The organism is Bradyrhizobium sp. HKCCYLR20261 (genome assembly GCF_051168435.1).
GTDB lineage: Bacteria > Pseudomonadota > Alphaproteobacteria > Rhizobiales > Xanthobacteraceae > Bradyrhizobium.
In genome coordinates this window covers 1-26,060 of the sequence record NZ_JBNPUZ010000027.1, presented here as the reverse complement: position 1 = coordinate 26,060, position 26,060 = coordinate 1, and the positions used below count along the sequence as shown (strand labels likewise).

Here is a 26,060-nt window from a genome sequence, read left to right as displayed (position 1 = left end):
CGCCGATCCGCTAGACTGCGGCCATCGCGCCGTAAGCGTGATGATCACCCATCGGGATGACGGTCCCACGTCTTCATTGATCGCCGCGGCGCATCGAGCCGCCGCGCATCTGTCCTGCGAGCCGTCCTCATGCGCCTCCCTCGATCCGCTCCGACTGCCCTTCTCCTCGCTTTGTTTGCAACCACGGCGTCAGCCGCTGAGCCGAGCGGCTGCGACAAGTTCAAATGGGACATCGCGCGCGAACGCGCCGCGCTGACGGCGGCCGACCGTCAGGCCCTCGACTCGGGCGCCGAGATCGCCGCGCTGCCTGCCTCGGGCATGGCCCTGACACTGCATCCACTCGCCGATGCCAGGCTGCCCAGCCCGCCGGAACGCGCGCCCAAGGACGGCACCTTCGCTGGCGTGATCCGCATCGCGAGCGTGAAGACCGGCGTCTACACCGTGAGCCTGTCAGCCGCAGCCTGGATCGACGTCGTGCAGGACGGCAAGGTCCTCAAGCCGATCGCCTTCAGCGGCGCCACCAATTGCGACGGCATCCGCAAGATCGTGAAGTACGAGCTCGGCGCACAGCCGTTCGTGCTGCAGATCAGCGGCGCGCCGGAGGCGGCAGCATCAGTCGCGATCCTGCCGGCGGAGTGAGCTTGCAGAATATCTCGCGAATTGACGGGGGGTGCGCTCCTGCCGGAGATGCGGTATCATGTCTTCATGATCAAGGCACTGGAACACGCAATTTCGGCGCTGGAGCGGCTACCCGCGGCGGATCAGGAGCAGATCAGCCGGGAGCTGATTGCGCATGTCGATAAGCTTCAGGCACTTCGCGATATGCTCGACCAGGGCATTCAGTCTCTCGATGCCGGCAAAGGTCAGACGCTGGATATCGAAGAGTTGATCAAGCGGAAAAACGCGGGACATGTCCGCGGGTGAGCGTCGCGCGCTCTGGTCGCCGGGGGCCGCCAGCGACCTCGACCGACTTTGGGACTATCTAGCCGTTGCTGCCGGGTCACCAACCGCCGACCGCATGCTTCGCGATGTTCAGCGTACCGTGATCGTCTTGATCGAATTTCCGCATGCGGGGCGTGCTCGCGACGAGTTGCAGCCGGGTCTACGTTCGATATCGGTCGGAGCTCACGTCGTGTTCTAACGAGTCACAGGGGACGGACCACAGATCGTCCGTGTCATTGACGGACGGCAAGACATAGCCGCGATCTTCGCAGACCAGAATCCCCCAGCGAATTAGTGCCGGGGTGGACACTCTCACACCCCCGCCACCGACGACCAGACCTCGGCGAGCTTGCGCTTGACCTGCTCCTTCCGTGTCGGGGCCGGCTGCTCCTCTTCGTCTTCGGGCAGGCGCAGGCCGACGACATTGACGCGGCCGCCGGAGATCGAGCGTGCCACCAGCACGATGGTGTCGAGGGCGACGGTTGAGCCTTCCTTCGGCGCGTTGTCGAGATGAATGTCGAAATAATCCGCGAGCGTCAGCTTGTCCTCGCCCTCGCCAAGCTTCACGCCGTAGATGCCCGCGACCTCGTCGAGCGTGTGCTCGGCCGAGACCATGAAGTCGCCGAGCAGGTGCGGATCGGGGGCGGAGGACGGCGGCATGTCGACGAAGAAGCGGTCGAGCGACTCGGCCTTCTCCGGCGGCGCCAGCAGATAGAGATAGTCGCCCGGCGCGACCGGCTCGGCCTCCGCGGGCGACAGGATCTGCTGATTGCGGATCACGAGCGTCGGCTTCGACCAGGATGGAATCAGCCCGCGGCGGAAGTACAGGCTCTTCGGACGGATCGCATAGCCGACCAGCTGCTGCTCGAGCTGGCCGGGCAGGTCGAGCTCGATACGGCGCGGGCCGCGGTCGGTGCGCGGCAGCGCGACGTGCAGCTTGCGCGCGGCGACCCCGAGCGTCCAGCCCTGCGCCAGCAGCGAGATGATGACGACGACGAAGGCGACGTCGAAATAAAGATAGGCGTTGGACAGGCCGACCAGCATCGGGATGGAGGCGAGGAAGATCGCGACCGCGCCGCGCAGGCCGGTCCAGGCGATGAACGCCTTCTCGCGCCAGTTGAAGCGGAACGGACGGAGACAGAGGAAGACCGCGACCGGGCGCGCCACCAGCATCAGCACCAGCGCGACCGCGATTGCCGGCAGCAGGCTGTCCAGCAGACGCTGCGGCGACACCAGCAGGCCGAGCAGCACGAACATCACGATCTGGGCGAGCCAGGTGGCCGCGTCGAGGAAGGTGACGACCGAGTTGTGCGCCCGCGTCGGCCGGTTGCCGACGATGAGGCCGGCGAGATAGACCGCGAGAAACCCGGAGCCGTGGACGATCTGCGCGAGGCCGAAGATGACGAGCGCAGCCGTGGTGACGAACGGCGCATGCAGGCCCTGCGGAAGCGCGACCTTGTTGAGGCCGATCACCACCAGGCGGCCGCCGACGATGCCGAACAGCGTGCCGAGCACGGCCTCACGGACCAGCTCGAACACGAAATGCCCGACGCTGCCGTGGCCGACCGAGATCAGCTCGACCAACATCAAGGTCAGGAACACTGCGAACGGGTCGTTGCTGCCGGACTCCGCCTCGAGCGTCGCGCCGACGCGCGGACGCAGCCGCAGGCCCTGCGCATGCACCAGCAGGAACACGGCGGCGGCATCGGTCGACGCAACGACAGCGCCGACCAGCAACGCCTCGGTCCAGCCGAGGTCGAGGGTGTATTTCGCAATGGGCGCGGTGATGAACGCGGTCAGCAGCACGCCCGCGGTGGCGAGCACCATCGACGGCGCCAGCACGGTGCGGATGCTCTGGAAGCGCGTGCGCAGGCCGCCATCGAACAAAATCAGCGCCAGCGCCACCGAGCCGACCAGATAGGTGGTACGAACGTCCTGAAATTCGATATGACCAGGGCCTGAATCGCCCGCCAGCATGCCGATCACCAGGAACACGAGCAGCAGCGGCGCGCCGAAGCGCAGGGCCAGCAGGCTCGACAGGATGCCGGCCATGACCAGGATCGCGCCAAGGAGGATGGCAATGCTGACGGCGTCGAGGGATGACATGAAAAAACGTTGATCGATCCGAGTTTTACATCCTTATCGTCGCCACACTTGCACGCCAACCGGATTTGCTCTTATCGCGGCGATATGCCCATTTTTCCATCCCTGCCCGCGTTCGGGGTATATTTCGCGGCAATCGCCTGTGACGAAAACGAGCTAAATCCCGCCAATCGGGCTCCCGCGCGCCTCCGTTCCTTTCCGAGATCCCTCTGATGGACTTCGATTTAAAAGACGTTCTCGAATTCCTGCAGACCGTGGCGCGCTCGATCGGCGCCGAGGTCACCTCGCCCTGGTTCTATCTGCAGCTTGGCATGGTGCTGAGCGGCGCCGGCATCGCGTTTGCGGCGAGCGCCGCGGTGCGCGCGCGCATCGACGTCACCTCGCTGGCGATGGGTTGGCCCGGCCCGCTTCGCCAGTTGCTGCGGGTGCTGCTGGAGAGCGTGACCACCGTCGTCTTCGTGATCCTGATGCGGATCGCGCGCACCGGCATGGTGCTGTGGACCTGGCCGAGCCGCTCCTATCTGCTCGCTGTCGCCCTCAAGCTGGCGCTGGCCTGGCTCGTGATCCGGCTGATCACCTCGGTGATCCGCAGCACCTTCATCGTGCAGATCGTGTCGATCTCGGCCTGGCTGGTGGCCGCGCTCAGCATCATCGGCCAGCTCGACAACGTGGTCGATGCGCTCGACTCGGTTTCCGTCGTGCTCGGCGGCCTCAGGCTGACGCCGCTTCTAGTCATCAAGCTCGGCGTCCTGCTGCTCGGCGTGCTCTGGCTGACCAACATCGCCAGCAATTTCGTCGAGAGCCGGATCACGCGCTCCACCGACCTGACGCCATCGATCCAGGTGCTCCTGATCAAGATGGTCCGCATGGGCCTGATGATCTTCGGCATCGCGATTGCGATCAGCGCCGTCGGCATCAACCTCTCGGCGCTCGCGATCTTCTCCGGTGCCGCCGGTGTCGGTATCGGTCTCGGCCTGCAGCGCATCGTCGCCAATTTCGTCGCCGGCATCATCCTGCTTGCCGACAAATCGGTGAAGCCCGGCGACCTCGTCACCATCGGCGACAGCTCGGGCCGCATCAGCGCGATGAACACGCGCTACATCTCGGTCGCCGCCGGCGACGGCCGCGAGTTCCTGATCCCCAACGAGGATCTCGTCACCCAGAAGGTCACCAATTGGACCTATACGGACAAGAACACGCTGGTGAAGGTGAATTTCGGCACCAATTACGACGCCGATCCGCGCGTCGTCGTCAAGCTCGCCACCGACATCGCCGCCGAGATGCCGCGCACGCTGAAGTCCAAGCCGCCGAACTGCCTGCTGACCGAATTCACCGAGGCCGGCATGAAGTTCTCGCTGACCTGCTGGATCGCCGACCCCAGCTACATGGACAGCGTCAAGAGCGAGGTGATGCTGGCGCTGTGGGACGCGTTCAAGCGCGAGGGCATCCGCGTGCCCTATCCGGTGCGAGAGCTTCGCGTTCGCGGCGGTGCCCTGCCGGTCGAAACCACTGTCGAGGTTCCGACGGCCTGAGGGCACCGACGTTTTCCTATCCCGTCGCACCGGCTCAAGAGGGATTCTCCTCGCGCGTTTGAGCAATTGATCCGCCCCGCATTCCACTGCGCCCTCTCCCCCGCTTGCGGGGGGAGAGTTGGAGAGGGGGCGCCACTTGCACCGCCGCCGGAGCAGCCCCCTCCCTAGCCCTCCCCGCACGCGGGAGAGGGAACAGACCGTGCGCGCGGCGCCCGCGCGGGCCGGCCGCGCCGTGCAGTCCCGGCTTGCACCGGGGGGCAGGATCATTAAATTAGGCGATCACCCCACGCCCCCCCGGGAACGAAACAGGCCCATGAGCTATATCGAAGCCACCGATACCGCTGCGCGCAAGAACGGCCAGATCAAGCTGCATGGCCCGAGCGGCTTCGCCGGGATGCGCAAGGCCGGCGCGCTGGTGTCGAAGTGCCTCGACGCGCTCACCGACATCGTCAAGCCGGGCGTTCCGACCTCGCGAATCGACGATGTCGTGCGCGACTTCGCCTTCAGCCATGGCGCCTATCCGGCGACCTTGATGTATCGCGGCTATCGCTACTCGACCTGCACCTCGATCAACCATGTCGTCTGCCACGGCATGCCGAACGACCGGCCGCTGAAGGAGGGCGACATCATCAATGTCGACGTGACCTTCATCGTCGACGGCTGGTACGGCGATTCCAGCCGCATGTATGCAATCGGGCCGATCTCGCGGAAGGCCGAGCGGCTGATCGAGGTCACCTATGAATCGATGATGCGCGGCATCGCCGCGGTGAAGCCCGGCGCTACCACAGGCGACATCGGCCACGCCATCCAGAGCTTCGTCGAACCGCAGGGCATGAGCGTGGTGCGCGATTTCTGCGGCCATGGCCTGGGACGGCTGTTCCACGACGAGCCGAACATCATCCATGTCGGCCGCCCCGGCGAGGGCGTGCTGCTGAAGCCCGGCATGTTCTTCACGATCGAGCCGATGATCAATCTCGGCAAGCCGCATGTGAAGATCCTGTCCGACGGCTGGACGGCCGTCACGCGCGACCGCTCGCTGTCGGCACAGTTCGAGCATTCGGTCGGAGTCACCAATGACGGCGTCGAGATCTTCACGCTGTCCGAGCGTCATGGCGAAAAGCCGCTGACGCAGGTGTGAGCTTGTCAGGACGTGTGAGCTCGCCAGAACGTTAGAACGTGCCGAGTCCGGCCCGTCACCTAATCGACCGGGCCAGCCGCGCTGCTCAATTGCGCTTGGGTTTCGGCAGTTCGACAGCTCCGCGATGCGGGGCGCCGTTCGGCAGCGAATCGAACAGCACGACGAAGGTGAGCCGGTCGGCGCTCGCCTCGAGCACGGCCAATCCTTCTGCTTTGCCGACGACCGGCTTTCTCTTGATGGTTTGCTGGACGGTCGCGAGCGTCCCCAGTTCCTCGGAGGCTCCGCTCGCGGGCTCGACGACGAACAGCTTGAACGGCACCTCCGGACCATGCGGCGCGCCGGCGAGCACCAGCAGCCGCCCGTCCGGCAACGCCGCCAAGTCGCGGATGCCACGTCCATCGAGCCTGATCGGCACCGCCTTCGCCGTGGCAGCACTCCGCTGAGGTCCCGCAGCAAACAGGTCGGACACCGTCGCCGGCACGAGATAGGCGTTGCCGCCGATGACGGGCGCGCGCAGGCCGAACCACAGCTTGTCGCCCTGGGCGGCGATGCCCTCGATGTTCAGCCCGTTTTCGGATTCGAGATCCTTGCCCAGGAAATCACTGATCGTTGTGGCGCTTCGCAGCAGATCGGACACGCGATAGGTCGTCTCCGCCTCGGCCGAGGTAGCTGGATTGGCGCTGACGCGCGCCAGAATGAACGATGACCGCTGGAACTTGTTCATCTTGCGCGAGCAGCCATGGGAGCCGATCACGTAGTAATAGGGCTCCGCATAGGCGACGCCTTCGCCGTCCAGATCGTCCTTCTCCTCTTTTTCCTCGTCGGCATCATCTTTCTTGCGGCCGGCCTCTTTCTTATCGTTGCATGCCACTTCCGGCGGGGCGCCCAGCGTCTTCTTGCTCGGCTCCTTGTCGACCAGTGTCACCATCGCGCCGGCCGTGATCCGATCGGTCTCCAGAACGGCGCGCTGGGCCGTCCGGTTCTCGTCGTTGATCAGCAGGCAGTTGCGCTTGCCCTGCTGCGGCGCCAGGCACGCGATGCCGCTGAGATCCTTTGCCGCCTTGCCGGGCTTCTTCTCGAAGGTGCCGGACACGTCGAGGCTGGTGAGAGGAATGGTGCCGCCCTGCGCGGCAACCAATCCCATGCTGCCGTCGATGACCATCGAGGCGACGAGAATTGCGCATGCCAATCGCATCATGACCTCCCGAGAATGAGCGCGTGCTGAAAACAACCGACGATTGCACAGCCATCGGAGAGCTGCAACGGCATCATCTGTGGCCCGTGCGGTTCCCTGCGCGTGTGCTGCGCATCGTGCAGGTCTGATTGTTGCCATGCCCGGGTGATTTGTGAGCAGCATCGGCATGCGATTGGAGGCGCTCTTGGCGAACGCAACACGCCGCGGCTTTCTCGGACTTGTCTCCGCGGGGGCCGCGCTGCTCGCACCTTCAGCACACGCAGAGTCGGAGTCCTCGACGCTTTCAGCGGGCGCGGACGACGCCTGCGTCCTCACGCCGCAATCCGAATCGGGCCCCTATTACTTCGATCCCAAGCTAGTGCGGGCCAACATCGCCGAAGGCCGGCCCGGCGTGCCGCTGTCGCTCCGGCTGCGTGTGATCGAGGCCGGCGCCTGCACGCCGATCTCGGGCGCCCGCGTCGATATCTGGCATTGCGACGCCCGCGGCATCTATTCCGGCTATCCGGGCCAGGGCGACACCCACAAGCTCGACCAGAGCGGCAAAACCTTCCTGCGCGGCACGCAGATGGCGGATGCCGCGGGCTGGGCCGCATTCAAAACGATCTATCCCGGCTGGTATGCGGGACGCGCCACCCACATCCACTTCCGGGTGTTCCTCGACGACGCCACCGTGCTGACCGGGCAGACCTTCTTCCCCGAAGCGCTGAACGAGTTCATCTACACCAACGTGCCCGACTACACCGGACGACCGAAGCAGCGGCTCGTCGTCAACGCCAATGACCGCGTCGCCACCGACGCCGATCCCGACCATCGCGCCTATTGCGCGATCAAGGAGGAGCGCGATCAGTACCTTGCGACGCTGACGCTCGCGGTGAGCCGCAAGCCTGCGGCGGCTGTCGAAATGCCCACCGGCAAGCTGCCGCCAGCGCCCTGGATCAAGGACCGCCTGGCCGCGCTGGTGCCGGGGCTGAAGCGCAGCCCGTTCTGATCAGCGCCGCTCGGTGAACTGATAGGCCAGCGCGATGAGCGGCAGCACTGTTCCGAGAACGGCCGCGAACGTCCAGCCGCCATGCGCATAAGCCCAGGCGCCGAGGCCCGAGCCGGCCGCGCCAGCGACGAAGAAGGTGGTCATGTAGAGACCGTTGAGCCGGCTGCGCTGGCCGGCGCCGAGCACGAACAGCACGCGATAGCCGAGGATCAGGCTGAGTTGCGCGCCGCAGTCGATCGCGATCGCCGCGAACACCAGCGCCGCCAGCGACCAGTTGGTTCCCGATGGCGCCAGCAGCGTGACCGCGTAGCCGATCGCGCACATCAGCATCGAGGCGATCGTCGCCGGCCGGGTCCAGCCGCGATCGGCGATGCGTCCGGCGACCGGCGCCATGATCGCACCGGCGACGCCGGCCAGCGCGAACAGCGCGATGCCGGTCTGCGACATCCGGAAGTCGGGCCCCGCCAGCAGCTGCGGCGATGTGGTCCAGAACACGCTGAAGCAACCAAATAGCGCAGCCTGGTAGAACGCACGGCGGCGCAGCGCCGGGGTGTCGCGATAGAGCTGCGCCATCGAGCCGAGCAGTTGGCCGTAGCTGAGCCGCGCCTGCGGCTCGCGCGGCGGCAGCGCCACGCGCAGCACGACGGCCAGGCTCAGCATGGCCACGGAAGATGCCGCATAGATCACGTGCCAGGAGGCATGGGCGGCCACGAAGCTCGCCAGCGGCCGCGCCAGCATGATGCCGAGCATCAGCCCGGTGGTGACGTTCCCGACCGTCCGGCCACGGATCGCCTCCGGCGCCATGTGGCCGGCATAGGGAATGAGAATCTGCACCGCGACCGAGCCGAATCCGATCAGCAGCGCGGACAGCAGGAAGGTCGGCGGGCTCGTCGCCAGCGCCGCGCAGGCCAGCGCGGCGGCACCGATGATCACAGTCGCGACGATCAGTTTGCGATTCTCGATGAGATCGCCGAGCGGCACCACGAACAGGAGCCCCGCGCCATAGCCGATCTGGCTCATCGTCACCAGCAGGCCCGCGAGCTGCGGGCGAAGTCCGAGGTCGGCGCTGATCGGACCGATCAGCGGCTGGGCGTAATAGATGTTGGCAACGATCAGCCCGCAGGAGAAGGCGAGCAGCAGTGTGATCCAGGCCGACAGCTGGTCGCTGGAATCAGACGTCAGGGTGGTCAACGCAGATCTCTCTTAAGGCAGGGACGGCCGCCATTGGGCCGATGCGGACGCGGGCTGTCGAGACGCGATTTTGCATCGCAACATTCACGCTCGACATAGGTTCGGGGCTCTCCCGCACCAAGTCACGTCTGCGTGGCCATGCGACTGCGCATGGCCTGCCCTGCACGAGGCAACCGCCAGCGGCCTCAGGGATTGCTGCGCGGGGCCGGCGAGGCCTCACCATCTGCGTTGAACCGGCTGCCCACCAGCCGCGGCAGCAGCATCGGAACCCTCTGGCGATAGCGCTCGTAGCTCGCGCCGAACTGGGCGACCAGATCGCGCTCTTCCAGCCACACGCCGACCAGGATGTAGACGGTGTTGAGGGCTGCGAACAGGAGATGACCGACCGACATCTCCGGCGTCGCCCAGAAGGCGATCAGGAAGCCGAGCATCAGCGGATGGCGCACGAGGCGATACAGCAGCGGCGTCTTGAACGGATGCGCCGGCGCCTCCGTCCCGCGGACGGCGAAGATCGCCTGGCGCAGCCCGAACAGGTCGAAATGATCGATCAGATAGGTCGAGGTCAGCACGAGCAGCCAGCCGAACCAATGCAGCCCGGTCAGCACCGTCGCCGCAATGCCGTCCAGGCGCCAGACCAGCGTTGGAATCGGCCGCCACTGCCACAGCAGCAGCAACAGCACCAGGCTCGACAGCAGCACATAGGTGCTGCGCTCGGCGGCTTTTGGAATCATGCGCGTCAGCATGCGCTTGAAGGCTGGACGCGCCATCACGCTGTGCTGGACCGCAAACAGCGCGAGCAGCAGCACATCGATCATGACGGCCTCGACGACCGGGCCGGAGACGCCGACGTCGATCGACTTGCCCGTGATAAGGTTGGTGTTCCCGACGAAACCGACCGCCCATCCGAATGACACAAGAAAGACGGCATAGCTCACGGCGGCATAGAGCAGAATGAGGAGACGGCCAAACATGTCTATTTCCTTGTTGCTTCGAGGACGGCCTGCCGCCATCGACGCGTCCGATCGTTCGATCGCGCGCGTCCCTGGCGAGACCGAGCCGTAGCAACCGAGCGTCCCCCAAGCGTCCCCCGACGCGTCTCCCACAGGCCGCCTCCCGATGGTTCAGTTCCGCGTCCAGACATTCGGCTTTCCCGAGCTGCAGCGAGACGGTCGACCGTGTCCGCTGGCGCTGCGCAAGGGCGTTGCCTTGCTGGTCTATCTGGCGGAAACCAAGGGGCCGGTCGGGCGCGACAGCGTGGCCGCGATGTTCTGGCCGGAGACGCCAGACGACGTCGCTCGGGCGCGGCTGCGCCGTCTGCTGCACCGGATCCAGCTGACGCTCGGCGACGGCTGCCTTGCCGTCGACCGGTCGACCATCAAGTGGGCCGCGAGCGCCATGCCGGAGGTCGATTCCGCGCAGTTCGAAGCCGCCTGCGATGCCGGCGACTTCGAGCAGGCCTGCCGCCTCTACACACATGACTTCCTCGACGGCTTCACGGCCGGCGACTGCCCGCAATTCGACGAATGGGCCTTCTTCCGGCGCGAGGCCCTGCGCGGCCGCGCAGTGCAGGCGCTGGAGCGCGTGGTGCAGGACCGCAGTGCCGCCGGTGACCATTCTGCCGCGGCGGCCCATGCTCACCGCCTGGTGGCACTCGATCCCCTCAGCGAGGTCTATGGCCGCGCCTTGATCCGCAGCCTGCTGATGGCCGGCGATCGCGCCGCCGCCGAGCGCCAGCTCGAGGCGCTGACGCAGCGCCTGCGGGACGAACTCGGCGTGGCGCCCGAAGCCGAGACGCTGGCGCTGTTGAAGCAAGGGGCAGCCGAGCCCGGCCCAAGCGTGCCGCCGACACGCTATGTCCGTGGCGGCCATGTCCATCTCGCCTACCAGACCTATGGCAGCGGCCCGCTGGACATCCTGCTGCTGCCCGGCTTCGTCTCGCATGTCGAGCGCGTCTGGGAGGAGCCGCGCTGCCGGGCGATGCTGTCCGCGCTGGCCGCCATGGGCCGGCTGATCCTGTTCGACCGTCGCGGCATCGGCCTCTCCGACCGCGTCGGCTTCAGCCCGAGCGTTGCGGCGACCGCCGCCGACATCGCCACCGTGCTCGATGCCGCCGGCAGCCGCCGCACGCTGCTGCTCGGCGCCTCCGAGGGCGGCCCCGCCTGCGTCGCCTTCGCCGCCGATCATCCCGAGCGGGTCGCCGGGCTGATCCTGTTCGCCTCGCTCGCCAAGGGCAGCGCGACGGCGGACTATCCTCACGCGCTACAGGCCGCCCAGTATGACATGTGGCTGCAGCAGCTCGTCGCGGAATGGGGCGGGCCGGCGGGCATCGAGACATTCGCGCCGAGCCTGGCCGGCGATCCCCAGGCGCGCGCCTGGTGGGCCGGCCTGCTGCGGGCGTCTTCCAGCCCCGGCGCCATCAGGGGCCTGCTCGAGGCCTTGAGGGATACGGATGTCCGGCACCTGCTGGCGCGAATCGCCGCGCCGACCCTGGTGCTGCACCGCCGCCGCGATCGCGCCGTGCTGGTTGCCGCGGGACGGCATCTGGCCAGCCACATTCCCAAAGCACGCTTTGTCGAGCTCGACGGTGCCGATCACTGGGTGTTTGCCGGAGATCAGCAGCCGGTGCTCGCTTGCATCCGGGACTTCATCGGCCATCTCCCGGTCTAGGCGGGACGACCCAATCGATGTAGTCCCGAGACGGGAGGATTCGTCGGTGAACGAAGACCACGCCGGTTTCCAACGCGAGCAGCGGCAGGTCGCCATTGGCATGGCCGCGGCCGCCCTGGTTGCCATCGCCGCGATCGCATTCGCGCTCTGGCGCGCCGCAGGGGGCCCCGCGCAACCGGTGGCGGAGCGGCTCGCGGTTGCCCTCAAGCTCGATCTGCTCGTGATCGTGTGGCTGCTCGCATCCATCGGCAACGTCGCCCGGCTGCGCTTCTTCTCGCCCCAGGACATCGCAGGCAGCGCCAGCACCGCGCCGAGTGATGCCGTCCGGGGCGGCAACGCGATCCTTCAGAACACGCTGGAGCAGGTGGTGCTGGCCGTCACGGTCCATCTGGCGCTGGCGGCGGCGCTGCCCGCGCCGACGCCTGTGCTGATGACGCTGGTGGTGCTGTTCGGTCTCGGACGCCTGCTGTTCTGGCGCGGCTACACCCGCGGCGCGGCCGGCCGCGCCTTCGGCTTCGCGCTGACCTTCTATCCCACGGCGTTCGCGCTGATCGCAGGCATCGTCCTCGTGTTGACCGGCCGGGCGGCCTAGCCGTCACCGGCAGCCGTCGCGAACACTTCGAGGTTGCAAAACCGGCGCGGCGCGGCATGCTGCGGCGGATGCCGGATAAGACCTCCCCTGTCGATGTGACACCCAGCGAGCCGCCGCATTATCTCGGCCATCGCCAGCGACTGCGCGAGCGCTTTCACAGCGCCGGTCCCGATGCGCTCAACGATTACGAACTGCTGGAGATGGTGCTGTTCGCGGCGCTGCCGCGGCGTGACGTCAAGCCGCTGGCCAAGGCGCTGCTGAAGACGTTCGGCTCCTTCGCCGAGGTGATCCATGCGCCGGAGCCGCGGCTGCGCGAGATCGACGGCGTCGGCGACGCCTCGATCACCCAGCTCAAGCTGATCGCAGCCGCCGCGCATCGCATCGCCAGGGGCGAAGTCCGGCAGAAGCATGCGCTGGCGTCGTGGCAGGACGTGATCACCTATTGCCGCACCAGCATGGCCTTCGCCGAGAAGGAGCAGTTCAGGCTGCTGTTCCTCGACAAGCGCAACCAGCTGATCGCCGACGAGGTGCAGCAGACCGGCACGGTCGACCACACGCCGGTCTATCCGCGCGAAGTGATCAAGCGCGCGCTGGAATTGTCGGCCACCGCGATCATCCTGGTGCACAACCACCCCTCCGGCGATCCGACGCCGTCGCAAGCCGACATCCGCATGACCAAGACCATCGTCGACATCGCCAAGCCGCTCGGGATCACCGTCCACGACCACATCATCGTCGGCAAGAACGGGCACACCAGCCTGAAGGGCTCGGGGCTGATGTGAGGCGGAGCGACCGCAGTCATCGCGACAGTCAGCTCACGCCCAGCGTCGTGCCATCGCGACGCAGAGAACGACGATCGCGGCGGCGCCGACCATCGACGATGACACCGGTTCGTGCAGCAGCAGGCTCGCAAAGACGAGGCCGAGGAACGGCTGCAGCAATTGCAACTGGCCGACGGTGGCGGTGCCACCACGCGCGAGGCCGCGGTACCAGAAGGCGAAGCCGACGAACATGCTGAAGACCGAGACATAGCCGAGGCCGAGCCAGGCCGCGGCCGTGATCGCCTGAGACGAGCCCGGCCAGGTCCACGCCGAGACCACGAGCATCAGCGGCAATGACAGCAGCAGCGCCCATGAGATCACCTGCCAGCCGCCGAGCCGGCGCGTGAGCATCGCGCCCTCCGCATAGCCGAGGCCACAGACGATGATCGCCGCGACCATCGCGAGATCTCCGATCGGCGACGCCACGCCATCCTGCATCAGCGCGAAGCCGGACACTGCGGCGGCGCCGAGCGCGGCGAACAGCCAGAACAGAGGCCGCGGCCGCTCACCGCCGCGCAGCACGCCGAACAGAGCCGTCGACAGCGGCAGCAGTCCGACAAACACGATCGCATGGGCCTAGGTGATGTGCTGGAGCGCGAGCGCCGTCAGCAGCGGAAAGCCGACGACCACGCCGAGCGCCACGATGCCGAGCGACAGCAGGTCGCGCCGCCCGGGAAGCGGCTGCCGCAACAGGACGAGACACGCTGCCGCGAGCAGCGCCGCAAGCGTCGCGCGCGCCCCCGTCAGGAACAGCGGCGCAAAGCCTTCCAGCGCTGCGCGTGTCGCCGGCAGCGAGCCGCTGAAGATCGTCATGCCGATCGCCCCGCTGCCCCAGCCTTCGATTGATCCCTTCATCGTCTTCCTCCCGGCTGCCTCCGATCTAGCCGGCGCGGCCTTGTTGCGGCAGCCACAGATCAGTACAATCCTGGCAAACTGTACTGGTTATCGGAGCAATACACTTGAAGGCGATCACCACGGCTTCCCACGATCGGGGTCCGCGCACGGCAGCCGTGATCGCGGCCATTCGCCAGCGGCTGGAGACGCGCGCGCTCGGCCCAGGTCAGCGACTGCCGTCGATCCGCGCGTTCGCGGCGAGCATGGGCGTGGCGCCGGCGACGGTCGTGGAGGCCTATGACCGGCTGGCCGCGGAGGGCATCATCCGCGCCCGCCGCGGATCTGGCTTCTATGTCGCCGATCTCGCGCTGCCGCCGCTCGCTCTCGCCGAGCGTGAGCCGCACCGTCCCCGTGCGGTCGATCCGTTCTTCGTGTCGCGTCAGTCGCTCGATGCTGGCACGGCGACATTGACGCCGGGTTGCGGCTGGCTGCCGGCCGACTGGATGCCGCAGGACGCGCTGCGTCGCGCGGTCCGCGCGCTGGCGCGCAGTGAAGACGGCGTACTGACCGATTATGGCGCCTCGCGCGGGTCGCCGGCGCTGCGACGCGTACTGCAGGCCCGCTTGGCCGGCCTCGGGATCGAGGCGTTCAGCGAGCAGGTGCTGCTGACCGCGTCGGGCACGCAGGCGATCGACCTGATCTGCCGCATGATGCTCCGGCCCGGTGACGCGGTGCTGGTCGACGACCCCTGCTATTTCAATTTCCTGGCGCTGCTGCGTGCGCACCAGGCGCGGATCGTGAGCGTGCCGATGACGCCGAGCGGGCCCGACATCACACAGTTCGAGGCGGTGCTGTCGGCCGAGCGGCCGCGGCTCTACATCACCAATTCCGGACTGCACAATCCGACCGGGGCGTCACTGTCGCTGCAGACCGCGCACCGCCTGCTCAACGCCGCCGCCGCATCCGACACGATCATCATCGAGGACGACATCTACGGCGACTTCGAGCCCGAGCCGTCGCCGCGGCTGGCCGCGCTCGACGGACTGCAGCGCGTCATCCTGGTCGGCAGCTTCTCCAAGACGCTGTCGGCATCCGTCCGCTGCGGCTACATCGCGGGCCGGGCGGACTGGATCGAGCCGCTGATCGACCTGCAGATCGCGACCGGCTTCGGCGGCCCCGGACAATTCGCCGCAGAGGCCCTGGCGCAGGTCGTGACCAGCGGCGCCTATCGCAAGCATATCGAGGAGCTGCGCGCGCGGCTGTCGCGCGCACGTCCGCGCGTCGCGGCGCGGCTGCAGCGCCTCGGCATCACGCCCTGGCTGATGCCGCGCGGCGGCTATCATCTGTGGTGCAGGCTGCCGGACGGATGCGCGGCGGTCGACGTCGCCCAGGCCGCGCTGGCCGACAATGTGGTGCTGGCGCCCGGCGACGTCTTCAGCACGGCGCAAACAGCCGGCATGATGATGCGCTTCAACGTGGCGCATTGCGAGGATGTGCGCGTGATCGCCGCGCTCGAGCGCGCCCTGCAGCAATCCGCGGCGCGACACGGCGCGCCGTCAGACTCTGTTGCGATCAGCAGGACTCAGTAGCAGTAGCGCGGATGCGCGCGGACCCAGGAGCCGTCGCCGCGCTGCAGATAGCAGCCGTTGCGATAGGAGTAATAGCCGCCGCGGCGCCGCTCGCCATCGGCTGCGATGGCGGCTCCCGTTCCCGCGCCGATCACGGCGCCGATCGCAGCACCGCGTCCGCCACCGATCGCACCGCCGAGAATGGCGCCGCCGGCACCGCCGAGGATCGCACCGCCCAGCACGTCCTGCGCGGCGGCCTGATGCAGCGGCGCAAGGGTCGTCGCAAGCGTCGCAAAGGTCAGCAGCGCTGCGGCACTGAGGCGGGTGGCAAGAGAAATCCCCAGGCGTCGGGTCATGTACACGTCTCCGTTCCGGGCAAGCTAGTCCGCCCGAGCCGGCCGTTCTTGATGCAGATCAAGGCGGCGTCAAGGCGGCGTATCCCGACATCGCCGCGTTCCGCTCATGCCGCCGCGCGCTGATCCTGCGTGCGATCCTCGACGATGCTGAGAAGGTATTTCGGCTCGCCCTCGCCCGTGGAAACCGGCAACCGGCGCACGACGACATCGCGCTTGCCGTTGCCGGGCGTCTCGATGCTGTGCGTCTTCGGCACCTGGTCGACGACCGCCTGGCCGAGCTGCTCGCGGTCGAAGGTCTCCAGAAGCTCCCCCGTCGGCTCCGGGAACAGCTCGCGCGCGGCGCGGCCGATGATCTCGGAACGGGGCAGGCCGAACAGCACCTCGGTGGCGCGGTTGACGAACACGTAGCGCAGCGACTGCGCGTCCTTGGCGACGACGGCCTGCGGAATGTTTTCGAGCAGCGCGGCCAGAAAGTATTCGGCGCGCGCCAGCACGCGCTCGTTGCGCCGCTGTGCGGTGAAGTCCTCATGCGTCGCGATCCAGCCGCCGCCGTCCATCGGGCGTTCGGCGATGCGGATGACGCGGCCGTCGGCCAGCTCCATCTCGAAGGTCTCGGCGCGCCGTTGCTTCATCCGCTCACGCAGCGCGGCGAGAAACTCCGACGGCTTCTCGCGCAACAGTCCGAGCTTGGCGCGATGCGCCAGGATCTCGCGCATATGCGCGCCGGGCTTCGCGATCGAGGCGGGAACGCCGTAGAGCTTGCGATACTGGTCGTTGACCATCAGCACGTAGCCGAAGCTGTCGAGCATGATGAGCCCCTGCGCCATGTTGGCGACGGCGGCGTCGAGCCGCTGCTGGCTGCTGATCGCGCCCTGCTCCAGCCGCTCGTTGTCACGCAGCACATCGGCATGCTGCCGTTCGATCTCGACCTCGTGCTGCTCGAGCTCCTGCAGGCGGAACGTGCCTTCCTGGTAGGTCTCGACGGCATGCGCGACACGTCCGATCTCGTCATGCCGCCGCGCATGCGGAATTTTCAGCTTGATGCGGCCGGCGGCGATGCGGTCGGTGACTTCGGCGACGTCCAGGAGCGGCATCAGGACGCCCCAGCGCAGCACCAGCGCCGCGGCCGCGATCAGGGCGATCAGCAGCAGGCCGAGGCCGCCGAGATAGACCAAGGCAAGACCACGCTCGTCCACGAGCTCGTTGAGCTCGCCCATGCGCTCGTCGTAGAGCCGCGACAGGGCCTCGAGATCCTCGTTGAGCGCGGTGCGGACCGCGCGGTTCTCGTCGTTGTCACCGAGCTCGCGCGCCGCGGACGAACCGACTGAAATCGTCCGGCGCGCCATTTCCGTCCGGAATGCAATGAACTGGTCGATGCGCTTCCGGAACGGTGCGAACACGGCCGCATCATCGTCGGCGAGCGCGGCCTGCCATTCCTCAACGACCTTGGCGAGCTGCGCGATCTTCGCCAGTTGCGAATCGGCGTAACGCCGCGCCACGTTGCGATCGAACGACATATAGATGCCGCGCGATTCCATCACGACGGCGTAGATCAGCGCATTGGTGCGTTCGATGTTGCGGGAGGCGACGGCGAGGTGCTCGAGCCGGTCGTAGAACATGCGCTGTTCGCGCAACGCCGACAACGCGCCGAGCGTCAGCAGCATCACCAGAACGGCGAAGCCGATGGCGGCCATCGAAATCTTGTCGTTGAGGCTGAACGACGGCAGCGAATGGGTGAACCTGCGCACTGGACTCTGCATGGCTGGCTCCCGGCCTTGGGACAACCATCAGACGCAGCATCTGTAAACGACACGTTTAAATCGCTTCTGCAACTCGCAACGAAGCGTTAACCGGCATGACCGAACTGTTAACGTCAGCGAATGGCGCGCGCGGTCCCGGCCTCACTGCCGCAGCATGATCAGCGGATTCGCGCTGTCCGGCACCAGCCGCCACTGCGCATTGTCGTCCGCCTCGAACCGCCAGGTCTCGCCGCGGTCGGACATCAGCATCATCTGGCCGTGCTCGAGCCGCCACTGCGACGGCGCGAAAGCCGCGACAGCGGGATCGCATTTCGGCTTCACGAACACCTGGAAATTGTCGTTGCCGGCGTCGTTGTTGGTCAGCACCAGGCTGCAGATCACAGCGCCGTTGCCGCGTACCATGGCCCAGTCGCCGATCATCTGGTCCATCGACTTGGCCAGCGACCGCGCTGCCGCGAGGTTCTGCAGGATGTAGACGCCCTCGCCCTGGCGCAGGCCCTCGAAAATGCCGGCCTCGACCTCGGTGAAGTCGATCACCGCCTCGCCGTTAGCGGATTGCAGGCTGACGATGTCGTCGAGCCCCTTCACGTTCCAGCCGGCGATGTCCTTGGTGAAGGGCAGCGCGGTCGCGCAGCCCGGCTCCATTTCGAGCTTCATCCCGCGCTGCGCCGCCTCGGGCTTCAAGGTCAGCACGCAGGTCTTGCTGCGCTCGGTGGTCGCAAGCTCCCATTGTCCGATCATCGCTTTCTTCAGGCCGCCCGCATCCTGCGCAGGCGCGGGAACGGTGGCCAATGACGACAGCAATGCGATCAGCAATGGGAGCGAGCGTTTCATCAGCGGCCTTTCACCGGCGTTTCCGGAACGGGCGTCAGCGGCGGCTTGCCGGCAAACCAGACCTTGAGATTGTCGACCACCAGCTGATCCATCGCGTTGCGGGTTACGATGGCAGCGGAGCCGATGTGTGGCAGCAGCACGACATTGTCCATCGCCTTGAGCGCGTCCGGCACCGCCGGCTCCTTCTCGAACACGTCGAGGCCGGCGGCGAGAATCGTGCCGGACTTCAGCGCATCGACCAACGCCTGCTCGTCGATAACGGAGCCGCGGGCCACGTTGACGACGACGCCGCGCGGTCCGAGCGCCTTCAGCACCTCGGCATTGACGATCTTGTTGGTCGAGGCGCCGCCGGGCACGATCACGACCAGCGTATCGACGTCCTTCGCCATCGCCAGCAGATCGGGATAATGCTTGTTGGCGACGCCGGCCGCGGGCTTGCGCGAATGATAGACGACCGGAACCAGCGAGGCCTCGAGTCGGCGCGCGATCGCCTGGCCGATGCGGCCCATGCCGACCATGCCGACGGTGCGGTCGCGCAGCGAGCCGACGCTGAGCGGATACGGCTTCTGTTCCCATTCGCCCGAGCGCACGTATCGGTCGGCCTTGATGAACTCGCGACAGGTTGCGATCAGCAGGCCCAGCGCGACATCGGCAACCTCCTCGGTCAGCACGTCCGGCGTGTTGGTGACGACGATGCCGCGCTGGCCGGCGTGAGCCGCCGCGACGTGGTCATAGCCGACGCCGAAGCTCGCGACGATCTCCAGCTTCGGCAGCATGGCCATGACCGCAGCATCGGTCTTGACGGTGTGGAAGGTCACGGCAACACCGCGAATGCGCCCCTTCACGTCCGCTGGCAGCGCTTCGAGGTCGGCCTGCGTCGTCGCATGATGCACATTGAAGCTGTCCGGGAACCCTTTCTCCAGGATCGGCCGCAACGGCCCATAGATCAGAACATCGACCTTGTCAGACGAAGTCGCCGCCATCAGTTATCCTTTCCAAGCGCGCTCTCATGCCAGCGCCGTAAAACGAGGTGCGAAACTAGCGCCAGCAAGGCATAGATGACAATCCCGGCCACCGACAGCAGCACCAATGCAGCAAACATGCGAGGTATGTTGAGTCGATAGCCGGATTCCGCGATGCGATAGGCGAGTCCCGATCCGGCACCGGCGCTGCCGGCCGCGATCTCGGCGACGACCGCGCCGATCAGCGACAGGCCGCCGGCGATGCGCAGGCCGCCGAGAATGTAAGGCAGCGCGGCGGGCAGCTTCAGATAGCGCAGCGCCTGCCAGCGCGAGGCGCCATAGAGCTGAAACAGCCCGGCAAGGTTGCGGTCGACAGAATTGAGTCCGAGCGCGGTGTTCGACAGCACCGGAAAGAAGCCGACGATCCACGCACAGGTCACCACGGCGGTCTGCTGCGGCAGATAGATCAGCAGCAGCGGCGCGATCGCGATGACCGGAGTCACCTGCAGCACCACGGCATAGGGAAACAGCGCCCATTCCAGCCATTTCGACTGGTTGAACAGCAGCGCCAGCGCGATGCCGCCAAGCGCCGCGGCGACGAAGCCTTCGAGCGTGGTGATGAGGGTCGTCACCAGCGATTGGAAGAGGATGTCCCAATCGCTCACCAAGGTCTTCAGCACCAGGAGCGGTCCCGGCAGCACATAAGGCTGGATGTCATTCAGGCGGACGGAAAGCTCCCACGCCGTCATCACGGCAATGAAGACGACCGCCGGAGAGACGAGGCTCGCAAGCCGCGCCGCCGATACGGAGACACCGCGCCGACCGTCGCTCACAGCGCATGCACTCCGGTGTAGGCCGGAGCCAACGCATCCGAGACACGACGGCAATACGCCGCATAGTCCGGCGAAGCGCGGAACGCATCGTCGCGTGTCCCGGCCTCGATCGGGATCTCGGCGCTGAGCCGGCCGGGCCGCGCCGTCATCACCAGCACCCGCTGCGACAGATAGACCGACTCGAACACCGAGTGAGTCACGAACAGAACGGTCATGTTCAGCTTGCGCCACAGCGCCAGGAGATCATTGTTGAGCCGGAACCGCGTGATCTCGTCGAGCGCGGCGAACGGCTCGTCCATCAACAGGATGTCCGGCTGCGTCACCAGCGCCCGCGCCAGCGACGCGCGCATCTTCATGCCGCCGGACAATTCGCGCGGAAACGCGTCGGCGAAATCGGCGAGCCCGACCTGCGCCAGCGCCGCGTCGACCCGCAGGCGCGCATCGGCGGCCGGCAGATGCGCGAGCTTCAGCGGCAGGCCGACATTGTCACGCACGCTGGTCCAGGGCATCAGGGTCGGCTCCTGGAACACGAAGCCGATGCGGTGGCCGGACTGCGTCGCGGAGGCTGCCGCCGCCACATCCAGCACGCCGGACGTCGGCGCCACGAGCCCCGCGATCAGGCGCAGCGCCGTCGACTTGCCGCAGCCGGAGGGTCCCAGCAGCGACACGAATTCGCCCTTGGCAATCGTCAGGTCGATCGGCCCCAGCGCTGCCACGCCGGACTCGTAGACCTTGGTGACGCCGCGCAGGCGCACGGCGCTGCCGTCGGCGCGCGCGGACGAAGGGGACGAACTCATCTGCTGATCGCGCCGCTCGCGCGTCCTACTTGTTCGGCCGGAGATCGAGACCGACGCCCTTGTTGACGAAGCGCAGCGTATAGGACTTGCGATAGTCGATCGTCGGCTTGACGACACCGGCGCGCACCATCTTGTCGAAGAAGCTGGTGATGCGCTCCTCGGTCATGGCGCCGATGCCCTTGTCCATGCTGTCGCCGGAATCGACGATGCCGTATTCCTTCATCTTGGCGATCGAATAGGCCAGGAGATCGTCGGTCATCTCCGGATTCATCTTCTTGATGAGCGCATTGCCGGCGGAGTTGTCGCCGTAGATGTAGTTGTACCAGCCGATGATCGAGGCATCAACGAAGCGCTGCACCAGATCCGGCTTCTTCTCGATCAGGTCGCGCCGCGTCTCGATCAGGGTCGAGTAGGTGTTGAAGCCGTTGTCGGCGAGCAGGATCACGCCGGGCTTGAATCCGGCGGCGCGCTCGACCGCGAAGGGTTCCGACGTGACATAGCCCTGCATCGCGCTCTGCGGCGTCGCGATAAAGGGCTGCGGATTGAACGTGTAGGGGCGGACGTTCTTCTCGGAGAAGCCATATTCCGACTTCAGCCATTGATAGTAGCTGGAGATGCCCTCCTTGGAGACGAACAGGGTCAGCGGCTTCAGCTCCTCCAGCTTGGAGATCCTGGACTCCGGATGGGTCAGGAACACCTGCGGGTCCTTCTGGAACATCGCCGCGATCGACACGACCGGCACGTTGTTGGCCACCGCATCGAACGCCATCAGCGTGTTCGCCGCCATGAAGAATTCGATCTTGCCCGAGATCAGCAGCATCCGGTTGTTCTCGTTCGGGCCGCCCGGCACGATCGTCACGTCGAGGCCGTAGCGCTTGTAGGTGCCGTCCGCGACCGCCTGGAAGAAACCGCCATGCTCGGCCTCGGCCACCCAATTGGTGCCGAAGGAGACCTTGTCCAGGGTCTGGGCCTGCGCGGCCGAGACCGCCGCGCCAGACGTCCCACCGATCACCAGCCATGCCGCCATTAACGTTCGCGCGAGAAGCGATTGCGCCATCTCTGGTCTCCCCGGTTCTTTCTGGCTGAACATGTTAAGATCAATGGAGCGATAACTACCCTGCCCGACGGACGAAGGAAACTGCGCGCGCGATGACCCTGCCGCCCCGCGATTGGACCGAGCTGAACTGGCCCGCTCTGGAAACGCCTGACGTCGCCGGCTGGATTGCGGTGCTGCCGCTCGCCGCCACCGAGCAGCACGGGCCGCATCTGCCGCTCGGCACCGACGTCTACATTGCCGAGGCGTATCTCGCGGAGGTCCGCGCTCTGCTGCCGCCAGCACTCCCGGTGACCTTCCTGCCGGTGCAGCCGGTCGGGATTTCGACCGAGCATATCGATTTTCCGGGCACGCTGACCCTGCCGGCCGAGGTCGCGCTGCGGAGCTGGCGGGCGCTCGGCGACTGCATCGCGCGCGCAGGCATTCGCAAGCTCGTCATCGTCAGCAGCCATGGCGGCAACAGCGCCGCGATGAGCCTGGTCGCGCAGGATTTGCGCGCGGTCCATCGCATGCTGGTGGTGACGACCTCCTGGTCGCGCTTCGGCGCGCCTGACGGGCTGTTCTCGGCCAGCGAGATTCTCCACGGCATCCATGGCGGCGCGATCGAGACCTCGATCATGCTGGCGCGCTATCCGCAATTCGTGCGGAGCGAGGCGATCGCCGATTTCGCATCCTCGGGCGCGGCGATGGCGCGCGACAACCGCGTGTTGTCGACACAACGCCCCGCGCCGCTGGCCTGGCAAACCCAGGATCTCCATGTGAGCGGCGCCGTCGGCGATGCCACGCAGGCCTCTGCGGAGAAGGGCGCGCACGTGCTCGATCATGGCGCCCGCGCATTCTGCGCGCTGCTGCAGGACGTCGATAACTTCGACGTGAACACGCTTGGCGCGGGCCCGTTGGCCGGCCACTGAGCCAACCGCAAACCTCTGCATCCCCTCACGAATTCGACGCGGCCCCAGTCGGCCGCAGCGCGAATCGAACCGCTTTCGAAAAGGCTTCGTCCAATTCGGCAAGCGGCCAGGACCGGCCGCCCCAACGCGAAACACAGGAGCCTTCGCCATGTCGATCAAGAGCAAGATTGCCGCTGTCGCCCTCGCCACGCTCGCCGTCACCGGCGGCATCGCCGCCACCTCCACACCCGCCGCCGCGGGCGGCTATCATCCCCATTGGGGCTGGGGTGTCGGTGCCGGCCTGGTCGGAGCCGCCGTGGTCGGCAGCGCCATCGCCGCCAGCAACGACGCCTACTACTACGGTGGTTATCGGGTCTGCCGCTGGGTGCCGCAGTATGACATCTATGGCCAGTATGTCGGCCGTGTCCGGGCCTGCCGCTACTGATGCTGCGGCGATCGCTTCGCCGGGCCGCGCAACCAGCGCGCGCTTCACCACGCCCGCCGTCCCGCCCAGGTCCGCGCCTGATCGTTAACGCCGCACCCTCTCTGCCCCGATCCCGATCGTCACAACCCGTCCGGCCAACCCCGGGCGGGTTGTTTGTTGCTCGACGGCCACACCTTCAGTCGGATCGCTCGGATCATTGCGCAAATCTTGCTATTGCGAATTAATCGCAATATAAATCATCCACAAATCGACCGTGTTCGTCCACATTTTCGCTCGAAGATCGACGACTCCGTATTCTTCTCGTGACTGTGCTCGGGCAATGAGGTTCTGACTTCAGCCCGGAATCGCGTGCTTTGCCTGGGGACTGCCGCCATGATCGAATCGAACTGCACCCGGGAGATGATCATTGCCGGCGCCGTCGCGATGGCGGCGCTCGGCCCTTTCGCCAGCGCGTCAGCCGAGGCCGCCGATCTGCCGGTCAAGGCCCGGATGGCGCAGACGGTGTTCGACTGGACAGGACTCTATGTCGGCGTCCACGCCGGCTATACCCGTGACCATGCAGCGGCGACGCTGACCGATCCATTCGTCACGGTCAGCGCCGGCAGTCCGTTCAGCGGACTCACCGGCGGCGTGCAGGCCGGCTACAACTGGTTGACCCGCTCGGGCCTGCTGCTCGGTCTCGAGGGCGATTTCAGTTTCCCGAACTATCTGACCTCGAACCACACCGTGGCGATGCTGAACACGCCGGGATCAAGCGTGTCCGAGCTGTGGGATTATGTCGCAACCGCGCGTGGCCGCGTCGGCTACGCCCAGGGCGACTGGCTGGTCTATGCCACCGGCGGCCTCGCCTGGACCGGCGGCCGCTTCATCAACACCGATCCGGCGGGCAATGAGGAAAAGAAGCTGGCGACGCGGCTCGGCTGGGTCGCCGGCGCCGGCATCGAGCGCGGCTTTGCGCCGCACTGGAGCTGGCGTCTCGAATATCTCTACAACCGGTTCGAGAATGGCGGCGTCCGCTTCTCCAACGGCGCCAGTTACAATTCAGCGCTGGAATTCCAGACTTTGCGTTTCGGGCTCAACCGCAAGCTCGACTTTGCCGATGGCCCCGACCTCAAGCTCAAGAACGATCCATCGGACACCGAGTCGGACCGCTGGGAGATCCATGGCCAGGCCACCGTGATCGGCCAGGGATATCCGTCCTTCCGCGCCCCCTACACCGGGACCAACAGCCTGACGCCCGCGCGCCAGTTCCAGCAGACCTGGAGCAACAGCCTGTTCATCAATGCGCGGCTGTGGGACGGCGGCGAGGTCTACTACAATCCCGAGCTGCTGCAGGGCTTCGGCCTCAGCAACACCGTGGGCATCGCCGGCTTTTCGAACGGCGAGGCGCAGAAGTCGGACTTCCCCTATCCGCACTACAACACGTCGCGGCTGTTCCTGCGCCAGACCTTCGGCTTCGGCGGCGAGCAGGAGCAACTCGGCTCGGGCCAGCTGCAGCTTTCCGGCAAGCAGGACATCTCGCGGCTGACTTTCCAGATCGGCAAGTTTCCGGTGCTCGACGTGTTCGACGGCAACGCCTATGCCAAGGACGCGCGCAAGGATTTCATGAACTGGTCGGTGTGGGCCCCCGGCGCCTTCGACTACGCCGCCGACAAGCTCGGCCTGACCTATGGCGCCACCGCCGAGCTGAACCAGAAGAACTGGGCGCTGCGCACCGGCTACTTCCTGATGGATGCCGTGTCGAACTCGAACAATTTCGACATGAAGGTGTTCCGCCGCGGCAGCTACGTCGTCGAGCTGGAGACGCGCTATCAGCTGTTCTCGCAGCCCGGCCATCTGCGCACCATCGCCTGGTTCAACAGCGTGTTCTCCGGCAGCTATCGGGAGACGCTGGACAATCCCGCGCTCAATCTCGACATCAGCCAGACCCGCCGCGGCCGCAGCAAATATGGCTACGTGGTCTCTTTCGACCAGGCGATCTCGGACGAGTTCGGCCTGTTCGGCCGCTGGAGCTGGAACGACGGCAAGACCGAGATCATGGCGTTCACCGACATCGATAACAGCCTGTCGCTCGGCGCCTCGATCAAGGGCAACCGCTGGGGCCGCCCCGACGACACGATCGGCCTCGCCGGCGTGACCAACGGCCTGTCCGGCGACCACCGCGCCTTCCTCGCCGCCGGCGGACTCGGCCCGCTGATCGGCGACGGCGCGCTCAACTACCGGCGCGAGACCATCATCGAGGCCTACTACGCCTATGCGATCAACAAATACCTGACCTTCACGGCGGACTATCAGTTCGTCAACAACCCCGCCTACAACGCCGACCGCGGACCGGTGTCGATCTTCTCGGGCCGCCTGCACGGGGATTTTTGAGGTTGATGTCGGTGCCTCGCTCGCCGTCATTGCGAGGAGCCAACGCGTCCGCGCAAAGCGCGGCCCGATGACAGGCTCCGCGACGAAGCAATCCAGACTCTCGCCCTCGACTCTGGATTGCTTCGCTGCGCGTAACTGCCCAGGTGTCCGTCTGTATCGCTTGACTGGCCACATGTGTTTGTGAG

General features: G+C 66.5%; 24 protein-coding genes and 1 pseudogene. 13 read left to right on the top strand and 12 right to left on the bottom strand.

From position 1 onward, the window contains the following. Positions 1 to 129 precede the first annotated feature (129 nt). The 3 genes from ACQR1L_RS33555 (at position 130) to ACQR1L_RS33545 (ending at position 1,141) form a co-directional block, all read left to right on the top strand. Complete coding sequence (locus tag ACQR1L_RS33555; protein ID WP_434862188.1) at positions 130 to 639, top strand: hypothetical protein; 510 nt, start codon at positions 130 to 132, stop codon at positions 637 to 639. Between the two features lie 66 nt (positions 640 to 705). Beyond that, positions 706 to 924 carry a hypothetical protein gene (locus tag ACQR1L_RS33550; RefSeq protein ID WP_434862187.1) on the top strand — a complete coding sequence of 73 codons (219 nt, stop codon included), beginning with the start codon at positions 706 to 708 and terminating at the stop codon, positions 922 to 924. Next, positions 911 to 1,141: a type II toxin-antitoxin system RelE/ParE family toxin gene (locus ACQR1L_RS33545; protein ID WP_434862186.1), complete on the top strand. Its 231-nt coding sequence runs from the start codon at positions 911 to 913 to the stop codon at positions 1,139 to 1,141. The genes ACQR1L_RS33550 and ACQR1L_RS33545 overlap by 14 nt, the downstream gene beginning before the upstream one ends. Before the next feature lie 113 nt (positions 1,142 to 1,254). Here the strand turns inward: ACQR1L_RS33545 and ACQR1L_RS33540 are convergent, their stop codons facing one another. Next, positions 1,255 to 3,048 (bottom strand): potassium/proton antiporter, encoded by a 1,794-nt coding sequence (locus ACQR1L_RS33540; RefSeq protein WP_434862185.1) that lies wholly within the window; start codon positions 3,046 to 3,048, stop codon positions 1,255 to 1,257. A 209-nt stretch (positions 3,049 to 3,257) separates the two neighbouring features. Here ACQR1L_RS33540 and ACQR1L_RS33535 point away from each other — a divergent pair, with 209 nt between their 5' ends. After that, the gene (locus ACQR1L_RS33535) at positions 3,258 to 4,577 is read left to right on the top strand and encodes a mechanosensitive ion channel family protein (protein ID WP_434862184.1); all 1,320 of its coding nucleotides are present in this window, start codon (positions 3,258 to 3,260) and stop codon (positions 4,575 to 4,577) included. A gap of 313 nt (positions 4,578 to 4,890) precedes the next feature. Beyond that, a complete protein-coding gene (map, locus tag ACQR1L_RS33530) occupies positions 4,891 to 5,715 on the top strand; it encodes a type I methionyl aminopeptidase (RefSeq protein ID WP_009027481.1) in 825 nt (274 codons plus the stop codon). 85 nt (positions 5,716 to 5,800) lie between these two features. On the opposite strand, the gene ACQR1L_RS33525 is transcribed toward map, so the two are convergent. After that, positions 5,801 to 6,910 carry a DUF3616 domain-containing protein gene (locus tag ACQR1L_RS33525; protein WP_434862183.1) on the bottom strand — a complete coding sequence of 370 codons (1,110 nt, stop codon included), beginning with the start codon at positions 6,908 to 6,910 and terminating at the stop codon, positions 5,801 to 5,803. 184 nt (positions 6,911 to 7,094) lie between these two features. Here ACQR1L_RS33525 and ACQR1L_RS33520 point away from each other — a divergent pair, with 184 nt between their 5' ends. Continuing rightward, positions 7,095 to 7,898, top strand: coding sequence for an intradiol ring-cleavage dioxygenase (locus tag ACQR1L_RS33520; protein WP_434862182.1), 804 nt, complete (start codon positions 7,095 to 7,097; stop codon positions 7,896 to 7,898). Here ACQR1L_RS33520 and ACQR1L_RS33515 read toward each other — a convergent pair whose 3' ends face one another. Both ACQR1L_RS33515 and mddA read right to left on the bottom strand, forming a co-directional pair. After that, positions 7,899 to 9,089, bottom strand: coding sequence for an MFS transporter (locus tag ACQR1L_RS33515; RefSeq protein WP_434862181.1), 1,191 nt, complete (start codon positions 9,087 to 9,089; stop codon positions 7,899 to 7,901). 185 nt (positions 9,090 to 9,274) lie between these two features. After that, positions 9,275 to 10,060, bottom strand: a complete 786-nt coding sequence (gene mddA / locus ACQR1L_RS33510) for a methanethiol S-methyltransferase (protein ID WP_434862180.1) — start codon at positions 10,058 to 10,060, stop codon at positions 9,275 to 9,277. A 145-nt stretch (positions 10,061 to 10,205) separates the two neighbouring features. Here mddA and ACQR1L_RS33505 point away from each other — a divergent pair, with 145 nt between their 5' ends. From ACQR1L_RS33505 to radC, 3 genes are all read left to right on the top strand, one after another. Beyond that, entirely contained in the window at positions 10,206 to 11,756 is a 1,551-nt protein-coding gene (locus ACQR1L_RS33505; RefSeq protein ID WP_434862179.1) for an alpha/beta fold hydrolase, read from the top strand. A 46-nt stretch (positions 11,757 to 11,802) separates the two neighbouring features. Beyond that, positions 11,803 to 12,348: an MAPEG family protein gene (locus ACQR1L_RS33500; protein WP_434862178.1), complete on the top strand. Its 546-nt coding sequence runs from the start codon at positions 11,803 to 11,805 to the stop codon at positions 12,346 to 12,348. 68 nt (positions 12,349 to 12,416) lie between these two features. After that, positions 12,417 to 13,130 (top strand): RadC family protein, encoded by a 714-nt coding sequence (gene radC, locus ACQR1L_RS33495; protein ID WP_434862177.1) that lies wholly within the window; start codon positions 12,417 to 12,419, stop codon positions 13,128 to 13,130. Between the two features lie 33 nt (positions 13,131 to 13,163). Here the strand turns inward: radC and ACQR1L_RS33490 are convergent. Continuing rightward, positions 13,164 to 14,024 (bottom strand): annotated as a pseudogene (locus ACQR1L_RS33490) (DMT family transporter). A gap of 104 nt (positions 14,025 to 14,128) precedes the next feature. Here ACQR1L_RS33490 and ACQR1L_RS33485 point away from each other — a divergent pair. Continuing rightward, entirely contained in the window at positions 14,129 to 15,592 is a 1,464-nt protein-coding gene (locus ACQR1L_RS33485; protein WP_434862176.1) for a PLP-dependent aminotransferase family protein, read from the top strand. Here the strand turns inward: ACQR1L_RS33485 and ACQR1L_RS33480 are convergent. The 7 genes from ACQR1L_RS33480 to ACQR1L_RS33450 all read right to left on the bottom strand — a co-directional run bounded on the left by ACQR1L_RS33480 (position 15,586) and on the right by ACQR1L_RS33450 (position 22,170). Next, complete coding sequence (locus ACQR1L_RS33480) at positions 15,586 to 15,927, bottom strand: hypothetical protein (RefSeq protein ID WP_434862175.1); 342 nt, start codon at positions 15,925 to 15,927, stop codon at positions 15,586 to 15,588. The genes ACQR1L_RS33485 and ACQR1L_RS33480 overlap by 7 nt on opposite strands. Before the next feature lie 104 nt (positions 15,928 to 16,031). Beyond that, complete coding sequence (locus tag ACQR1L_RS33475) at positions 16,032 to 17,687, bottom strand: PAS-domain containing protein (RefSeq protein ID WP_434862174.1); 1,656 nt, start codon at positions 17,685 to 17,687, stop codon at positions 16,032 to 16,034. A 141-nt stretch (positions 17,688 to 17,828) separates the two neighbouring features. Further along, positions 17,829 to 18,428: an AprI/Inh family metalloprotease inhibitor gene (locus tag ACQR1L_RS33470; protein WP_434862214.1), complete on the bottom strand. Its 600-nt coding sequence runs from the start codon at positions 18,426 to 18,428 to the stop codon at positions 17,829 to 17,831. A 92-nt stretch (positions 18,429 to 18,520) separates the two neighbouring features. Continuing rightward, complete coding sequence (locus ACQR1L_RS33465; RefSeq protein ID WP_434862173.1) at positions 18,521 to 19,504, bottom strand: 2-hydroxyacid dehydrogenase; 984 nt, start codon at positions 19,502 to 19,504, stop codon at positions 18,521 to 18,523. After that, positions 19,504 to 20,316: an ABC transporter permease gene (locus ACQR1L_RS33460; protein WP_434862172.1), complete on the bottom strand. Its 813-nt coding sequence runs from the start codon at positions 20,314 to 20,316 to the stop codon at positions 19,504 to 19,506. Before ACQR1L_RS33460 ends, ACQR1L_RS33465 begins: the two co-directional genes overlap by 1 nt. Continuing rightward, positions 20,313 to 21,113: an ABC transporter ATP-binding protein gene (locus tag ACQR1L_RS33455; RefSeq protein WP_434862171.1), complete on the bottom strand. Its 801-nt coding sequence runs from the start codon at positions 21,111 to 21,113 to the stop codon at positions 20,313 to 20,315. The genes ACQR1L_RS33460 and ACQR1L_RS33455 overlap by 4 nt, the downstream gene beginning before the upstream one ends. Positions 21,114 to 21,138: 25 nt before the next feature. Continuing rightward, positions 21,139 to 22,170 (bottom strand): ABC transporter substrate-binding protein, encoded by a 1,032-nt coding sequence (locus ACQR1L_RS33450; RefSeq protein ID WP_434862170.1) that lies wholly within the window; start codon positions 22,168 to 22,170, stop codon positions 21,139 to 21,141. A 92-nt stretch (positions 22,171 to 22,262) separates the two neighbouring features. Between ACQR1L_RS33450 and ACQR1L_RS33445 the strand changes: the two genes are divergently transcribed. The 3 genes from ACQR1L_RS33445 (at position 22,263) to ACQR1L_RS33435 (ending at position 25,875) form a co-directional block, all read left to right on the top strand. Then, a complete protein-coding gene (locus ACQR1L_RS33445) occupies positions 22,263 to 23,078 on the top strand; it encodes a creatininase family protein (RefSeq protein ID WP_434862169.1) in 816 nt (271 codons plus the stop codon). A gap of 148 nt (positions 23,079 to 23,226) precedes the next feature. After that, positions 23,227 to 23,502 carry a hypothetical protein gene (locus tag ACQR1L_RS33440; protein WP_434862168.1) on the top strand — a complete coding sequence of 92 codons (276 nt, stop codon included), beginning with the start codon at positions 23,227 to 23,229 and terminating at the stop codon, positions 23,500 to 23,502. A 372-nt stretch (positions 23,503 to 23,874) separates the two neighbouring features. Then, a complete protein-coding gene (locus ACQR1L_RS33435) occupies positions 23,875 to 25,875 on the top strand; it encodes a carbohydrate porin (RefSeq protein ID WP_434862167.1) in 2,001 nt (666 codons plus the stop codon). Positions 25,876 to 26,060 lie beyond the last annotated feature (185 nt).

Excerpts from the sequence above, each read along its gene's own strand:
- ACQR1L_RS33555 (WP_434862188.1), top strand. The coding sequence starts at position 130 with ATGCGCCTCCCTCGATCCGCTCCGACTGCCCTTCTCCTCGCTTTGTTT.
- ACQR1L_RS33550 (WP_434862187.1), top strand. The coding sequence starts at position 706 with ATGATCAAGGCACTGGAACACGCAATTTCGGCGCTGGAGCGGCTACCC.
- ACQR1L_RS33545 (WP_434862186.1), top strand. The coding sequence starts at position 911 with ATGTCCGCGGGTGAGCGTCGCGCGCTCTGGTCGCCGGGGGCCGCCAGC.
- ACQR1L_RS33540 (WP_434862185.1), bottom strand. The coding sequence starts at position 3,048 with ATGTCATCCCTCGACGCCGTCAGCATTGCCATCCTCCTTGGCGCGATC.
- ACQR1L_RS33535 (WP_434862184.1), top strand. The coding sequence starts at position 3,258 with ATGGACTTCGATTTAAAAGACGTTCTCGAATTCCTGCAGACCGTGGCG.
- map (WP_009027481.1), top strand. The coding sequence starts at position 4,891 with ATGAGCTATATCGAAGCCACCGATACCGCTGCGCGCAAGAACGGCCAG.
- ACQR1L_RS33525 (WP_434862183.1), bottom strand. The coding sequence starts at position 6,910 with ATGCGATTGGCATGCGCAATTCTCGTCGCCTCGATGGTCATCGACGGC.
- mddA (WP_434862180.1), bottom strand. The coding sequence starts at position 10,060 with ATGTTTGGCCGTCTCCTCATTCTGCTCTATGCCGCCGTGAGCTATGCC.
- ACQR1L_RS33505 (WP_434862179.1), top strand. The coding sequence starts at position 10,206 with ATGGTTCAGTTCCGCGTCCAGACATTCGGCTTTCCCGAGCTGCAGCGA.
- radC (WP_434862177.1), top strand. The coding sequence starts at position 12,417 with ATGCCGGATAAGACCTCCCCTGTCGATGTGACACCCAGCGAGCCGCCG.
- ACQR1L_RS33480 (WP_434862175.1), bottom strand. The coding sequence starts at position 15,927 with ATGACCCGACGCCTGGGGATTTCTCTTGCCACCCGCCTCAGTGCCGCA.
- ACQR1L_RS33475 (WP_434862174.1), bottom strand. The coding sequence starts at position 17,687 with ATGCAGAGTCCAGTGCGCAGGTTCACCCATTCGCTGCCGTCGTTCAGC.
- ACQR1L_RS33470 (WP_434862214.1), bottom strand. The coding sequence starts at position 18,428 with ATGATCGGACAATGGGAGCTTGCGACCACCGAGCGCAGCAAGACCTGC.
- ACQR1L_RS33465 (WP_434862173.1), bottom strand. The coding sequence starts at position 19,504 with ATGGCGGCGACTTCGTCTGACAAGGTCGATGTTCTGATCTATGGGCCG.
- ACQR1L_RS33455 (WP_434862171.1), bottom strand. The coding sequence starts at position 21,113 with ATGAGTTCGTCCCCTTCGTCCGCGCGCGCCGACGGCAGCGCCGTGCGC.
- ACQR1L_RS33450 (WP_434862170.1), bottom strand. The coding sequence starts at position 22,170 with ATGGCGCAATCGCTTCTCGCGCGAACGTTAATGGCGGCATGGCTGGTG.
- ACQR1L_RS33445 (WP_434862169.1), top strand. The coding sequence starts at position 22,263 with ATGACCCTGCCGCCCCGCGATTGGACCGAGCTGAACTGGCCCGCTCTG.
- ACQR1L_RS33440 (WP_434862168.1), top strand. The coding sequence starts at position 23,227 with ATGTCGATCAAGAGCAAGATTGCCGCTGTCGCCCTCGCCACGCTCGCC.
- ACQR1L_RS33435 (WP_434862167.1), top strand. The coding sequence starts at position 23,875 with ATGATCGAATCGAACTGCACCCGGGAGATGATCATTGCCGGCGCCGTC.